Here is a 16269-nt window from a genome sequence, read left to right as displayed (position 1 = left end):
AGTAATGGGTGTAACAGGAACTTCAGTCAAACGTCCTCTTACCATAATAATGGTATTCTTAGTGGTAATTATGTTTGGTGGAATTGGATATAGCAAGATGCCAGCAAATTTAATGCCTGATATAGATATACCAGTAGCAATGGTAATGACACAATGGGCAGGAGCCAGCCCACAGGATATTGACGACCAAATTTCAGAACCTATAGAAAAGAGCCTTTCATCTATTTCAAATGTTAAGACAACAGTATCGAGGTCAAGTGAAGGTGTGTCATTGGTTGTTGCGCAATTTGAATATGGAATAGATGTAGATGAAAAATTAAATGATATTAGAAGTAAAGTTGATACAGTAAAAATGACTTTGCCTGATGATGTTGATAGTCCAAGTATTTTAAAGATGGATATGAATTCTCAGGCAATTGCTCAAGTAGTTGTAAATGGTGAAGGTACTTCAGATGATATTATGAAATATGCAGAAGAGACTGTTAAAGTTAAACTCGAAGCAGTAGATGGTACCACATCAGCAGATATAAACGGAGGAGATAAAACACAAATAAATGTTATTGCTGATCCTGCGGTTTTATCAAATTATGGTGTTACATTAGATACAATAAAAGGACTTTTATCAGCTACAAATAAGAGTTATCCATATGGTTCTATAACTCAGGGAGATGATAAAATTGTTATAAGAAGTGTTGATAAGGTAGAATCTTTAGAGGATATTAAATCAATTCAGGTACCAGTATCTAATGGCGATACTGTCAGCTTAGATAAGGTTTGTACAGTTGAATATGGAAATGTAGATAAAGAATCAATCTATAGATATAATGGCCAGGATAGTTTGGTTATGGATATTCAAAAACAACAAGATGCAAATACTGTACAAGTTATGAAAGCAGTAAATAAACAAATAGAAGAACTTAATAAAGAAAATCCACAATTTAATTTAAAAGTAGTTAATGATACAAGTGAATATATAAATGATTCTATAAAAGACGTAATGAAGAATTTAGCATTAAGTGCTGCGATAGCTTTTGGTGTAATATTACTTTTCTTAAAGAGTGGAAGAGCATCGTTTGTTGTTGCAGTCTCAATACCTACATCAATAATTGGTGCTATAGCATTGCTTTATTTTACAGGCGAAACACTGAATATGGTTACATTGAGTTCACTTGTAATTGCAGTTGGTATGGTTGTTGATAACGCAACAGTTGTTATTGAAAACATATTTAAATACAGGAAAGATCCTAGTTTGTCAATACAAGATGCTGCTATTAAAGGAACTAATACAGTGTCAACAGCAGTAATGGCATCAACATTGACAACAGTAGCAATATTCTTGCCAATATTGTTTACAGAAGGATTTACAAAAATAATGTTTGGTTCATTAGCAAAAACACTTATCTTTGCATTAACTCTATCTCTTATTGTTGCAGTTACTCTTGTTCCAAGTATATTTGCTAAATTAAGTGGTGGGAAGAATGGCTCTAAAATGGAGGAAAAGCCATCACCTATATTTGATAAGATAAGCGAATTTTACAAAAATGTTATAGTGTTAGCTTTAAAACATAAAATTGTTGTTGTACTTATAAGTATTGGAATGTTTATTCTTTCTATGGTTGTTGTAGCAACAGGAGCAATAGGTATGGACTTTATGTCTAGTGGTGATGAAGGTATGATAAGTATATCAATAACATTGCCAGAAGGATTAGATTTAGAACCAAGTGATTATTATGTATCTATGGCAGAAGAAAAAGTTTCAGATATTCCTGAAGTTGAAACAATGATTACTCAGATTGGTTCTGGTTCAGTATATAGTTCTGGATCTTCAAATTCTGCAAGTATAAGTCTTGATTTAGTATCTTCAAAAGAAAGAAAGAGAACAACTGATGAAGTTGAACAGGATGTTGTTGAAAGACTAAAAGAAGTTCCAGACTGTGAGATAAATGTAAGTCAAAGCAGTAGTATGTCTATGGGTGGAACTGGAGATGTTCAAGTTGATATTAAAGGACCAGACTTGGATGTATTAGAAGAAATAGCTAATCAAGCAAAAGCTAATGTTGAACAATTATCAGGATTCAGAAATGTAGAGACATCTCTTGCAGATTCTAATGAAGAAGCACAATTTAAAGTAGATAAGAGAAAAGCTACATTATATGGAATTAATACAGCATCAATAGCTTCAACATTACGTACAGCAATAAGTGGTACAGATGCTGTTACAGTAACAATAGATGATTATGATTATGATGTTAATTTAAAATTTAAAGAATCAAGTATAGACAGCATAGACGATATTAAGCAGATAAAGATTAAATCAGCAACTGGACAAGAAGTTCCATTAAGTGCATTTGCGGATATAACAATGGCTGATGGATTAAAATCTATATCTAGAACAGATGGAGACTATTCAATTTCTATTACAGCTAAGGCTGATGGAATGGATACTAATACAGCTTCTGCATTATTAACTCAAGCAGTTAATCAAGTTGATATGCCTAGAGATTATAGCATTGATGTTGGTGGTACAGCTGAAATGATGTCTGAATCAATGAGCAGCCTTGCTATAGCAATGCTTATAGCTATAATACTTGTTTATATGGTAATGGTAGCTCAATTTGAGTCATTTAGTAAGCCATTTATAATCATGTTCAGTATACCATTTGCATTTGTTGGAGTTGTCCTTGCATTATTGATTTCAAGAATAACATTAAATGTAGTTGGTATGCTTGGAGCAATATTATTGGTTGGTATAGTTGTTAATAATGGTATAGTTTTAATTGACTATATTGGTCAGCTTAGAGAAGCTAAAGTTCAAGGAAGTCTTGAAGAAATAGTTGCAAAAGGATGTGCAGCCAGATTAAGACCAGTATTGATGACAACAATGACAACAATAGTTGGTATGGTTCCTAGTGCATTGGCATTTGGTGAAGGTGGGGACATGATGCAGCCACTTGCAGTTGTAATAATTGGTGGTCTTTCAGTATCAACAATGGTAACATTAATTTTAATACCAACTGTATACTTAATATTTGAAAAAATACAAAATGTATTATCAGATAAGTTTGGAAAGATATTTGGTAAAATAAAGTTACCTCATATTGGATTTAAAAAAGAAAAAATGGATGTAAATATATTATCTAAAGATATTAATAATGATGATAAATCAAAAGATAGTAATAAACCAAACTTAAAAAAATAGATTGAAGTATTGTTAACCATGGAGAAAGAGTTTTTTCATGGTTAACTGATTATAAGATTATTTTGTGGTAAAATTATGTAATAGAAATGAAGAGTAATAGTAAAGAGGTGGAGTAATGAGAAGAAATTTAAATAAGATTGTTGCTTTTGCAATTGGGGTTAGTGTAATTAGTGGAAGTATAATTCCAGCAATGGCTGAAACTAAAGTGACATACATTGATTTAGCTACTATTAATCAACAGAAAAATCAAGCAAGTAATAAACCAGTTTTATCATTAGAAGATGCAATGGAAACTGCTGTTTCTAATAGTGAAACCTTAAGTTTATTAGATAAAACTATAAGTTATACTGAAAAAATAAATGATGTCACTGAAAAGATAAATAACGTTTCAGAAGATAATGATATGATAGAAGATTATGAGAAGGATTATACTGAAGAAAAGAATGATTTATCTATAAAAGCTCTTAAACAGAAAAGAGATTATCAAGAGGACATTTTAAAGACAAATGTAAGAGATTCATATAATCAAATTGTTACAAAGCAAGTAGAATTGGAAAGTTTAAAATTGAATCTAGATATTCAAAATAAGAGAAATTCTGATATGAAATTGAAAAATAGCTTAGGCTTAGCTACATCTATTGATACAGAAGATTTTGACTTAAATATACAGAAAATGAAAAATGGAATAAAAACTTCAGAAGATAGCTTAAAGCTTTTACAGTATAAATTTAAAAATTTAACAGGAATTGATGTTTCTAAGTATACTTTAAATAGAGATATTGAATATGATAAATTTGAAATAGATGGATCGGTAGAAGAGTATTTAGATGATATTGTTGAACAATATATAGAAGAATCTCTTAAACAGGAGCAGATTGATAATGAAAAAGACTATTTAGATGAGCTTAGAGATGATGTAAAGATAACTAGTTCTGATAAGGCTCCTAAAAAGGATGAGTATTATAGTACAGTGACAAATGATGATGGAACAGAAAGCAGAAAATTTGATGCTGCTGGTTATAAAACTGCATTATCAGATTATATATCTAAACTTTCAAATTATGCAAAATATTTAGGATCTAAGTTGTCAAATATATCAGATCAAACAACTTTAAATGAAGAAAAGAAAGCATTTAAAGAAGCACTTAGACAGTATTATATTTTATTGATAAATACTGAAAACACTATTGAATTAGATAAAAAGAATATTGAATTAAACAATCAAAAATTAAAAAATACTAAGCTTCAATATGATTTGGGTCAAATTACTAAAGATAAGTACGATGAAGCTGTAAAGAATAACTTAGATTTAGAATCAGAATTGAGAACAGATATAGAAGCATATAATCAGTATAAAGATAATATTCAAAAACCTTGGCTTAAACTTACTATACAATAAAATAAATATATTGACCTATATAACATAGCATAAATTATTAACATATTTAGATATATATAAACCATTAATTGTGGATAAATTCTTTGAAATTTGTAATAATTGTGGATTATATATATCTTTTTTATTTAGCTGTAGAGATTTAAGAAAAATACAATATTATATATTATAGACAAAATTCATTTATATGATAAAATATATGCAGGGTATAAAATGTAGTTGAAAGGGGATGATTAGTAATTAACAAAATGATTTTTTAATTAAAAATTTAAGCGCCAGAACTTAAAGTGGAAGCTAAAGGTAAATAAATTGGCTTGAGAATCCTTTTGGGAAATTAGATTTAGATAATTTCCAAAGGAAACTCAGTGCACATGCGTTTACTGAGTAAGTTCGACTAGCCAAATCAAAGATTTGGAGTCTCACTTGCACGCTGTGTAAGTTCGACTAACCAAATCGAAGATTTGGAGTCTCACTTAAGTTGACGAGGTTGGGGAGTTATCGAAACTTCGGCGGGTGCCCCACGGTATTGCACTACCGTTAACAACTGGCAAAACTTTAAAGTGATTTAGAGTACAAATCCAGTTTGGTGTTAAAACCTTCTAAAGTTAATGCTTTTAGGTTACAGGATTGTTATACCCTTTTTTGCATAAAATGTTCTATGATTTTGTAGAAATTTGTGATTTTATGCATTGTAACAAAAGTATAACTTAGAACAAAAAATAAATAGAGAAAGCTTATTATTAAATAAGTTATTTTAAGGAAGGAAGATTTAATATGTGCGGAATAGTTGGTTATTTAGGAAGTGGAAAAGCAACATCATTTGTAATTAATGGGTTGTCAAAATTAGAATATAGAGGATATGACTCAGCAGGTATTGCTGTTGTTAATGATGGAAAGATTGAAGTTAGAAAATTTAAAGGAAGACTAGATAATCTTGCTAACAATATAAAAGAACATCCAATAGAAGGGAATATAGGAATTGGGCATACAAGATGGGCAACTCATGGTTCTCCTTCAGATTTAAATTCACATCCACATTTAAATAGTAAAGGAACAATTGCTGTAGTTCATAATGGTATAATTGAAAATTATTTACCATTAAGAAACTGGCTTAAAGGTGAAGGATATACTTTTAAATCTGAAACTGATACAGAGGTTATACCTAATCTAATTGATTACTATTATGAAGGAGATTTATTTGAAGCTGTTATAAAAGCTCTTAAGAAGATTGAAGGAAGTTATGCATTAGGGGTTGTTTGCAAAGAAGAACCAGACAAATTAATAGCAGTAAGAAAAGAATGTCCTCTAATTGTAGGATTAGGTAAAGGCGAATCATTTATTGCATCAGATATTCCAGCGGTATTAAGCTATACAAGAGATGTATATCTTTTAGAAAATCATGAAATAGCTGTTCTTAATAAGGATGGAGTTAAACTTTATGATACTGATGGTAAAGAAATTACTAAGGATATATATCATGTAACATGGAGTGAAGATGCTGCAGAAAAGGGTGGATTTGAAGATTTCATGTTAAAGGAAATTCATGAACAGCCAAAAGCTATAAGAGATACTATGGCTGGAAGAATTTCAATGGAAAAAAGCATGATTTTAGATGATTTAAAGATTACTAAAGAAGATTTAGAAAATACAGATAGAGTATTTATAGTTGCATGTGGTACTGCTTATCATGCAGGGCTTGTAGGTAAAAATGTCATCGAGTCTCTTGCAAGAATACCAGTTGAAGTAGATATTGCATCAGAATTTAGATATAGAAATCCGCTAGTAACTGATAAATCATTAGTTATAGTTGTAAGCCAGTCTGGTGAAACTGCTGATACATTAGCAGCATTAAGAAATTGTAAGACAATAGGTGCAACAATTGTTGCATTAACAAATGTTGTTGGAAGTTCAGTTTCAAGAGAAGCAGATCATGTGCTATACACATTAGCTGGCCCAGAAATATCAGTTGCTTCAACTAAAGCTTATACAACTCAAATTATAGGTATGTATATGATTGCTATGACATTTGCTAAGATTTTAGGCAAATTAAAGAGTGATAGATTAAATAAATTAAAAGAAGAATTATTAGATTTACCAGGCAAGGTAGAATTAGTTTTAGAAGATAAGGATAAGATAAAAGCTATTGCTGAAAAGTTATATAAAGAAAAGGATATGTTCTATTTAGGAAGAGGATTAGATTATGCAGTTGCTTTAGAAGGTTCATTGAAACTTAAAGAAATCTCATATATTCACTCAGAAGCATATGCTGGAGGAGAATTAAAACATGGACCAATTGCATTAATAGAAGATGGAACAAAAGTAATAACTTTATTAACTCAAGAAGCTTTAAAAGAAAAAATGGTAAGCAATATTGTTGAAATTAAAGCTAGAGGAGCAAAAGTTACAGGAATATGCTATGAAGGAACTAAGGGATTAGATGAAGTGCTAGATGAAGTAATATATATTCCAAGAACATTAGATATGTTTGCACCTGTATTGAGTGTTGCAGTCTTACAGCTAATATCTTATTATATAGCTAAAGCTAAGGGATGCGATATTGACAAGCCAAGAAATCTCGCAAAATCAGTTACTGTTGAATAATTTAATAGAATAACTTTTTATAATTGTCATTTTGAAAGAAAGATTGATTGTTTGAAAGAATGTTTGATTATTTGAAAAAAAGATTGATCTTTTGAAAGAAAGTTGAATTAAAAATTAATATATAGTTAATACTAACTTTAGATGTTTAGTATTAACAAATATAGACTCTGGAAGGCTAGACATTTTGAATACGAAGTGTCTAGCTTTTTTTAGTTGTAAGAGGTGAAAATATGGCAAAAAGGAAACGAAAGCTGAATATTGAGAAGATGATTAAAGAAGGTTATGGCTCTGGTATTGGTAGTGAATATAAGCCATGGATTAAGATACAGGATGTGCCTTCATTAGGCAGGGTTACGAGAGTAAGAGGAATAAAGACAAATAGACAGCATGAGCTTCTATCAGATATGGAAAGAAATTATTTTTACATATTAGAGTATTCAGATAATGTTAAAGACATAAGAGAACAATTTCCGTTGCTTCCACAGGAAGATACTATTTCTATTGCAGATGAACTTGGATTAAGACATCCAAAGAATTCTGAAACAGGTGAAGATATTGTTATGACTACGGATTTTTTAATAACAGTATCTACAAAAGATGGAGTCAAAGAAGTAGCAAGAACTATAAAATCTAAAGATGATTTATTAGATAAAAGGATACTCGAAAAATTTGAAATTGAGCGTGTATTTTGGAAGAAGAGAAACATTGACTGGGCTATAGTCACAGAAGAAGAAATAGATAAAACAATTGCTCATAATATAAGCTTTATTCAAGCTTATAGGGATATAAAAAATGTAGATGGATTTACTCATCTAGACTCTTTAGAAATTCAGGATTTAGTTTATGAATTTATAAGAAGAATGGTAGATGATAAACGAAGTGTGAGAGCCATATCTTTGGAATTTGATAATGATATGAGTCTTGAAAGTGGATGTGGATTAAGTATTTTTAAATATTTAATTATAAATAAGATTATAGAAATAGACATATCAAAGAAAATTGACGTAAACAAAAATATTCCTATTTTATCAATAAGCAGAGATGAGATAAAGAAGGTGGAAGTTATATGATTTCTATTAATTCTGTTTTTAAATACGTTGATGTTGACGATGGTGAAAGAATTAGAATTGTAGAGCTAGATGAAAACTATGTTTATATTGTGAATATAGATGCAGTAACATCAATGCCAAGAAAAGAAAGTATTAATAAGATTATAGAAGAGATTGAATGCAATAAATTGATAAGGATAAAAGATCCTTATATAAAAATTATTGAAGATGATGAGTTATCACAAGTTCAATTAAGTAAGAGAAATGAAGATTGGGGATTTATAGAAAAGTATTGGGAAACTTATAAAGATGATATTTTAAATAAAACAAAACGTTCAAAAGCATTTAAATCAATATGTGATGAATCAGGTAAAGGAATGAATAAAGTAAAAAGATTATTCAGCAGGTTTTGGCAAAGAGGTATGAATAAGAATGCTCTAATTCCTGATTATGATAAATCAGGGGGAAGGGGAAAGGAGAAAAAGCTGAATAGTATAAAAACGGGTAAACCTAGAAGAGCTGATTATTTAGGAAATAAAATTGAAGGAATCAATATAACTGATGATGTAAAAAAGCAGTTTGCTTTTGTAATAGATAAGTATTATAGAAATAATAAAAAAGTTTCATTAAAAGAAACATATACGTTAATGTTAAAGGATTTTTATTCAGATAGTTATATAGAAGATAATGAAGTTAAGCATAGAGTATGGGATGAATCAAAAATACCAACATATGATCAATTTTATTATTGGTTTAAAAAGAAGGAAAACTTAAAAAAAGATATTATATTTAGAGAAAGTGAGAAAGAATTCAATCTAAAGCATAGACAGCTTTTAAGTAATTCTACTCAGGAAACTGATGGACCAGGTACGAGATTTCAAGTAGATGCAACTATAGCAGATATCTATTTAGTAAGTTCATTAAATCGAAACAGAGTTATAGGAAGACCAGTAGTATATGCAATTATAGATGTATTTTCAAGAATGGTTACAGGAATATATGTTGGACTTGAAGGTCCATCATGGATTGGAGCAATGATGACCCTAGATAATATGATTGCTGATAAGGTTCAGTTTTGTAGAGAGTATGGGATTGAAATAAGTGAAGAACAATGGCCATGTAGACATCTTCCTGAAATTATTATTGCAGATAGAGGAGAATTTGAAGGTTACAATGTTGAAAATTTAATTAATAATTTAAATGTAAAGATAGAAAATACATCACCTTATAGAGGCGATTTAAAGGGAATTGTAGAGAGAAGTTTTAGAACTACTAATGAAAAAATAAAACATAAAACACCAGGTGCAATTCAAAAAGAATTTAGAAAACGTGGAGATAGAGATTATAGACTTGACGCTACTTTGACATTAGAGGAGTTTACTAAAATCTATATAAATATAGTACTTCATCATAATAGCAAAATAATAGATAAATACCCTATGGATAAGGAAATGATAGCTGATGAAATAACAGCTTCACCAATAAATTTATGGAACTGGGGAATTAAAAACAGAAAAGGAAGATTAAAAACTGTTGATAGAGAAGTTTTAAGACTTAATATACTTCCTAAAGGCAGAGCAAGTGTTTCAAGAGCAGGTATAAGATTTAAAGGATTATATTATAGTTCTGATAAAGCACTTAAAGAGCAATGGTTTGTGAATTTAAAAGTAAGAAGTATTGAGGTAGTTTATGATCCAAGAAATATGAGCAAGATTTACATTCCATACAATAATGGATTGGATTATGATGAATGTTATTTAATAGATGCAAGTCTTCAATATAAGGATTGTCTTCTTGAAGAAATAATCTTTAATGAGGAATTGAATTCAGAATTAAAAGATAAAGCTTTAAGAGAACAGAATCAGAATAATATTGATTTAGAAAAAGAGATAGATAAGATAGTTAAGCAGGCAAAGAAGGAAAAAGCAAAAGATATTAATTATAATAAATCACCAAATCAAAAACTTAAGGGAATAAAGAAAAACAGGGCTGTTGAGAAAGAACTTAATAGGCAGGATGAAGGTTTTAGTTTAGGAAAAGATATTGAAAAAGCAGATAGAGTTGCAGAAGTAATTGAGTTACCTACGGCTAAAAAAGATACTGAAGAAACAGGTCATAACAAGTTAATGGATTTGATTAAGAAGAAGCGAGGTGAAAAGAGTGATAAATAGAGAAAGGACAACAATATTAAAAGGTGAGTTTCAAGAAGCTGTTTATAAGAATCAGGAACTTGAAGAATACTCATATAACCCTTTTATTGAAGCTTTACCACCTATTTTTACAGCAGAAGATGTTATTGATAGATTTACTGTTTTACCTGTAATTACTGATGTAGATAGAAATAAAACAGAGAACTTAAGATATCACATTATAAAAAGAACTAAGAATTTTCTTCAGCCATTGCCTATACATATTGAATTGGAAAGAAAGTTATCAACGCTTATTAGACGAGGATATTTAGGAAGAAATCCATTAGACAAAAGCTTTTTAGGTAAATTAAGAGTATTAAATAGATTAGATGATACATCATTAAAGGAAAATGAATTGCAGAATGAGCTAGAAAATATAAGAACTACTGCTGATAGTATATCTATTATTGGAATTTCAGGAATAGGAAAAACCACAGCTATTGAAAGACTGCTTCTTATGTATCCACAGGTTATAAAACATTTTGAATATAAAGGAGAAAGCTTTACTAGAACACAGATTGTATGGCTTAAAATTGACTGCCCTTATGATGGCAGCTTATCGACTTTGTGTAAAAACTTTTTTAAAGCTATTGATGATATTTTGGGTACCAGGTATCTAGAAAAGTTCGGTTATGCAAATCGTATAACATCAACAATGATGATTAATATGACAAAACTAGCTTGGAGATATGGTATAGGTGTTTTAGTAATAGATGAAATACAGCATCTTTTAAATACTAAAAATGATAAAGAAGAAATGCTTAATTTCTTTGTGACATTAACTAATACAGTAGGTATTCCAACAGTATTAATTGGAACAAGTAAAGCACAGAAGGTATTTAACGGTAACTTTAGGCAGGCAAGAAGAGCAGGCAGTGATGGTTCTATTATATGGGATAGAATGCAGAGAGATAGTGATGAATGGGATTTCTTTTTACGCTCAATATGGGAATTTCAAGGACTTAAAAATGTATGTGAATTAACTGATAAGATGAAAGAAGCTTTTTATGATGAATGCCAGGGAATCACAGCAGTTGCAGTTAATTTATTCTTATTAGCACAGGAAAGAGCTTTGCAGGATGGCAAAGAAGAATTAACAGTATCTATTATTAGAGAAACAGCTAAAAGGGATTTACATATGATACAGCCTATGATTAAAGCATTAAGAAATAATAACTTAGCTGAAATTATTAAGTATGAAGATATATCAATAGATTATGAAGAAGTAGCTAATGTTTATGCAAGGAATATTGAGCTTACAGGAATAATTAAAGAATCTTTTAAGGAAAGAAGAAAAGATATAGAGCTGCAGCGAAAAAGTACTATAGAAAGTTTAATAGTTGATTTAACTGAAATGGATATATTTCAGTATTTAGAGCTTAATAACATAAGAAAAATATGTGAGAAGATTGTTAGTGGTTCAAGTGCAAATGAGGATTATAGCAATTTAAAAATGGAAGCTTTGAAAGAAGCAATGGCATTAAATGAAAAGATGAAACTTAGAAAAGAAAAGAAACCTAAGGTAAAAATAACTGGTGGCTTAATAGAAATTTATAAGTTATCCAGAGAAAGAAACATTCATCCATATGAGTTGTTGAAAGAGGAAGGATATATTAAGAATCCTGTGGATGAATTTTTAAATGTGAATTGAGGAAAGGAGATATTAATAAATGCAAATAGATTTTTTTGAAACTGATAATGGAATGGATTCACGTGCTGTAGGTGCAGGAGTATATATGGTTGAGTTAGAAAATAAAAAAACTAAAAAGAAAATTTGTCTATATGTAGGTGAGTCAGTATGGATTGCATCAAGATGTGGTGTGCATCTATATTCTCTATATGAGGATCCTAATTATTTTGGATTGACTAAAGGAGATATAGAAAATGACCAATTTATTTTAAAATTTAGTGTGGTAGAAAATATTAATGGCAAAAAAAGTGTTTTAGGATGTGGAAAATATAAAGAATTAGAACTAGAAGCTATTAAAGCAAATAAGCCATTAACTCAATTAGATACTAGTGATAGACAAATTAGAAATAATGAAAAGAAAAAATTAAAAGTTCAAAGTGAATTGTTAAAACAAGGATTTAAATAGAACCATAAAATTATATTGATATTTTATAAAGATGAAGTTTTAAAGTGAAAATAGGGGATGGGACAGTAATTTAAATGAAAAGGAGATAATGCTTTGATTGATTTTTTTACTGATCCCTACAAAGATGAACTTATATATTCGGCTATAGCTAGATATCATTTTTATTCAGGAAATGCAGATTTTAAAGATACCATAGAAGAATGTTTTGGAAAGCGTTCAATGGTATCAACATTTGAACTGGGTGGCAGATTAGATTATCTTGCAAAGGAGCTTGGAGGAAGATATACAGCAGAAAAAATAATTAATGAGAATACTATTTTTCCTTACTATGTACCATTTATAGATAAGGGGAAAAGAGTTGAAGTATTAAATTATATGAAATTTAAAGGAAGCAGTTCTATTTATACTGAACTTGGAATAATAGCTGGGTCTATATGTAAAAGTCACAGTATCTATTATTGCCCTGTTTGTGCTAAAGAAGAAGTTGAGATTTATGGTGAAGCCTATATTCACAGAGAACATCAATTGCAGGGAATAATGCTATGCCCACATCATGGATGTATATTGAAGGAATATCCTATAAATAAGTTGGATTCAAGCAGGATAGAATATATAAAATTTGAAAATGACTTATTATGTTTTGAATTAGATGATGTTGAAATAAACAACTATGAAAAACATTTAAGATTAGCAAAGGATGCTTATTATTTATTAAGTAATAATTTAGATAAATTCAATAAAGAGAGTCTAACAAAAAGATATAAGTACCTTTTATACACTAAAGATTTTGCAAGAGCTACAGGTACTATAAAACAAAGAAAATTATATGAAAGTTTTATCAATTTTTATGGGGAAGATTTTTTAAAAGAACTTAATTGTAGCATAGATTTTAATAATGAATATAATTGGTTAAAGGTTGTTACTAGAAATACTAAAAGAGCAACGCATCCATTAAGGCATTTACTGCTTATTGGATTTCTATGTGATGATATAGAAAAGTTTTTTAGTATAAGAATTAGAAAACTTGAAATAGTTAAAACAGATTATAATCGTGAAGATTGTGATGTTAGTAAGTTAGAAGAGTACAAAAATAATATTTTAACTGCTATTAAAGAAAATAAAAATATGAAAAGAACTGAATTAAGAGAAAAGCTTAAGAAGGAGTATACCTATCTTTATAGATATGATAAACAGTGGCTATTTAGTAACCTGCCTAAGAAAGTTAAAGCTGATATAGGAAATAAAAGAGTTAACTGGGAAGAACGTGATAATGAGTATTTAGATATACTTACTAAAAAATATAATGAGATAAAAGCTATGGAAAAGCCAGTTAGAATAACAAATTCAGCATTAGCTAAACCACTAGGAATATTAGTTAATATACAAAATAAAATTAGTAAATTACCTAAGACTAAAGAATTCTTAGATAAGGTATGTGAAAGTACAGAAGAATTTCAGTTAAGAAGATGTGAATATGTAATAGACCAATTAATAAAGGATGAAAAAGAATTAAAGCTATGGCAAGTACAGAGAATTGCAGCTATAAGAACTAATGAATTTAATAAACTAAAGGAGAAGTTAATTAAGTATATAAGTGAAAAAGAGCTGAGGGGATACAATGGGGAGAATGCAACTTAAAATAAAAAACTGGCCCTTTGAAAAGGGGAAGAAGGCTCAACTTATTTGGATAGGTGAGCCTTTTAAATTTAATAATAAATGGATGATTGATACATATTTTAATGATGAAAAAGTAACTAAAAGAATAGTTCAGGATTGGGCTAATATACATTTCTTATCTATTGATAAATACTATACTGATGGAGATTTAAATTCAGGGGAAGTAATAGATAAAGATGGAGTTATAGAAACTATAGACATAGATTTAAGTAATGTTGTACCTAAATATAATGAGAATGATTGGAGAATAAAAGGCAGTAGTTATAAAAGTAAATCCAGAACGTTTAATTTTTATAAGAATAATAAACTCTATTCTATACCAGTAGTGGAGATAGTAAGATCAGTACTTGCTCCTAATACTTTTATGTTAAATACAATATTATATAGTGATACGTTTGAAGATTATTTTACATATGAAATTAACAATAGAATTTTAAATTTATATTTTAATAGTAATTATAGAACTACAAATTTAAAGGATGTTTATTACAATCATTTTGCTTGGATTATTGGTAATAAAGATATATTAAATATGGTTAGTGCTATAGGATATAATACATCAATTAAGCATAAAATGATGTTTGATTTTAATATCCATAATTTTAAATTTACAGCTAGAGTTAGAAAAACTAAATATGGTTACTTGGTTCAGGAGATTATTAAAGTTAGAGAAAAAAGAATTAGTTTTAATGAAATTAGGGTGTTTCATCCTAGCTTTGAGAAATATGAAAGAAGTAATGAGGCAAAGAAATGGTCTTATGCTAATTTAAGTAATAGTATTAATAAAGAAAGAACTATTGATAATGAAACTGATGGCTCTACAAAAGGAGCTGAAAGTATTAAGGATGAACTTGTAGTACAGGAATATTTAAATATTCCTAAGATTAAGAAAGAAAAAATAGGACATGTCAATAAACGTGAAATAGAAGATGAAAATACTAAAAAGTTTGTTAGGGAAGATGATGATAGGAGGACTTTTGTCGATAAGGGGGGATTTAATAAGACGAGAGGAATAGAAGTTTCAGATGTAGATGTAAGAAGTGTTAGTGGAGAATTAAAGGAATTTATAGAAATTCTTAATAGATTAAAAGTAATGAAAGGGATAAAAAATATTCATATAAGAGTAGTTAACTTACCATTAGGAAGAAGGTTTTCATTTACAAATCAAAAAATGATTAGAAGACAATGTGTACTGGCTCAAATAACTGATTATATGGAAAATAAATATGGAGTGATTGAAGTGGAAAGAAATGGGAAGTCACTTTCTACATTAATACTATATAACATTAAGTTATATTGCTGGGAAAATATATATTCATTGATATTAAAAAGTTTAGTTTATGAAGGGGGAAAATGGGATAATGATATATTAGAATTATTAAAAAAGAAAAATGTATTGGTTAAACGACATAGACACAGTAATAAAGAGATATTAAAAAGAGCTAGTAACATATATAGAGAAATAATAGGTTATAATTTAATGTAGTTAAATGAAAAAACAGTTACAATATAGTATACTATATATTGTATAAGATTATAAAAAATGCAATATATAAGCCGAGGGGGGAGCTTATAATGAAATATACTATTAATAAAAGAATGATTACTGAATTAGCTAATAAGGGTTGCAAGAAAAATGTTATAAATCAAATGTATGAAAAATCTGAAGGAATGGATGCTAATTACTTTACAAATAAATTAAATATAAAGATACCTTTTCAAGATAAACCACCACTTGCAAGGTTAACAAAAGAAGGAGAACTTGCAGAATTATTTAAAATTGAGGAATTGTCATATAGAAGTAGAGTATTGTCACAGTACAGAAATAATGTAATAGAAAATGCTAAAAATAAATATAATGAATTCAAAAGTGTAATAGATGAACATGAGGTTATAGTATTTACACCTGCTAATAGGAATGAACTTAAAAGAAGAATAAAAACAGATACAATAGAGAGTAAGGATTTTATAATAGATTGTTCCAATATAGTTGATAAAGATATAATAAAAGATAATTTTTCAAAAATTGCAAATAAGAAAAATTGTGATTATTTATATCAAT

General features: G+C 28.9%; 10 protein-coding genes. All 10 read left to right on the top strand.

What is annotated here, in order from left to right; genetic code table 11:
* Nucleotides 1-4 precede the first annotated feature (4 nt).
* Entirely contained in the window at nucleotides 5-3199 is a 3195-nt protein-coding gene (locus tag Q0F58_RS00050) for an efflux RND transporter permease subunit (RefSeq protein ID WP_294370817.1), read from the top strand.
* Nucleotides 3200-3314: 115 nt separating this feature from the next.
* Nucleotides 3315-4598, top strand: a complete 1284-nt coding sequence (locus Q0F58_RS00045) for a TolC family protein (RefSeq protein WP_294370815.1) — start codon at nucleotides 3315-3317, stop codon at nucleotides 4596-4598.
* Nucleotides 4599-5369: 771 nt separating this feature from the next.
* Nucleotides 5370-7196: a glutamine--fructose-6-phosphate transaminase (isomerizing) gene (gene glmS / locus Q0F58_RS00040; RefSeq protein WP_294370813.1), complete on the top strand. Its 1827-nt coding sequence runs from the start codon at nucleotides 5370-5372 to the stop codon at nucleotides 7194-7196.
* Between the two features lie 230 nt (nucleotides 7197-7426).
* The gene (locus Q0F58_RS00035) at nucleotides 7427-8266 is read left to right on the top strand and encodes a TnsA endonuclease N-terminal domain-containing protein (RefSeq protein ID WP_294370811.1); all 840 of its coding nucleotides are present in this window, start codon (nucleotides 7427-7429) and stop codon (nucleotides 8264-8266) included.
* The gene (locus tag Q0F58_RS00030; protein WP_294370809.1) at nucleotides 8263-10416 is read left to right on the top strand and encodes a transposase family protein; all 2154 of its coding nucleotides are present in this window, start codon (nucleotides 8263-8265) and stop codon (nucleotides 10414-10416) included. Before Q0F58_RS00035 ends, Q0F58_RS00030 begins: the two co-directional genes overlap by 4 nt.
* Complete coding sequence (locus tag Q0F58_RS00025) at nucleotides 10406-12085, top strand: AAA family ATPase (protein ID WP_294370807.1); 1680 nt, start codon at nucleotides 10406-10408, stop codon at nucleotides 12083-12085. Before Q0F58_RS00030 ends, Q0F58_RS00025 begins: the two co-directional genes overlap by 11 nt.
* A 19-nt stretch (nucleotides 12086-12104) precedes the next feature.
* A complete protein-coding gene (locus tag Q0F58_RS00020; RefSeq protein WP_294370805.1) occupies nucleotides 12105-12530 on the top strand; it encodes a hypothetical protein in 426 nt (141 codons plus the stop codon).
* Nucleotides 12531-12623: 93 nt separating this feature from the next.
* Nucleotides 12624-14168, top strand: a complete 1545-nt coding sequence (locus tag Q0F58_RS00015) for a TnsD family Tn7-like transposition protein (RefSeq protein ID WP_294370804.1) — start codon at nucleotides 12624-12626, stop codon at nucleotides 14166-14168.
* A complete protein-coding gene (locus Q0F58_RS00010; protein WP_294370802.1) occupies nucleotides 14149-15693 on the top strand; it encodes a Tn7-like element transposition protein TnsE in 1545 nt (514 codons plus the stop codon). Before Q0F58_RS00015 ends, Q0F58_RS00010 begins: the two co-directional genes overlap by 20 nt.
* 89 nt (nucleotides 15694-15782) lie before the next feature.
* The coding region (locus Q0F58_RS00005) for a hypothetical protein (RefSeq protein WP_294370799.1) at nucleotides 15783-16269 on the top strand (487 nt) is incomplete at its 3' end.

The sequence above is a fragment of the uncultured Clostridium sp. genome (genome assembly GCF_934754915.1).
GTDB lineage: Bacteria > Bacillota > Clostridia > Clostridiales > Clostridiaceae > Clostridium.
The sequence above is the reverse complement of the archived record's forward strand: the minus strand, read 5'-3'. Positions and strand labels throughout refer to the sequence as shown.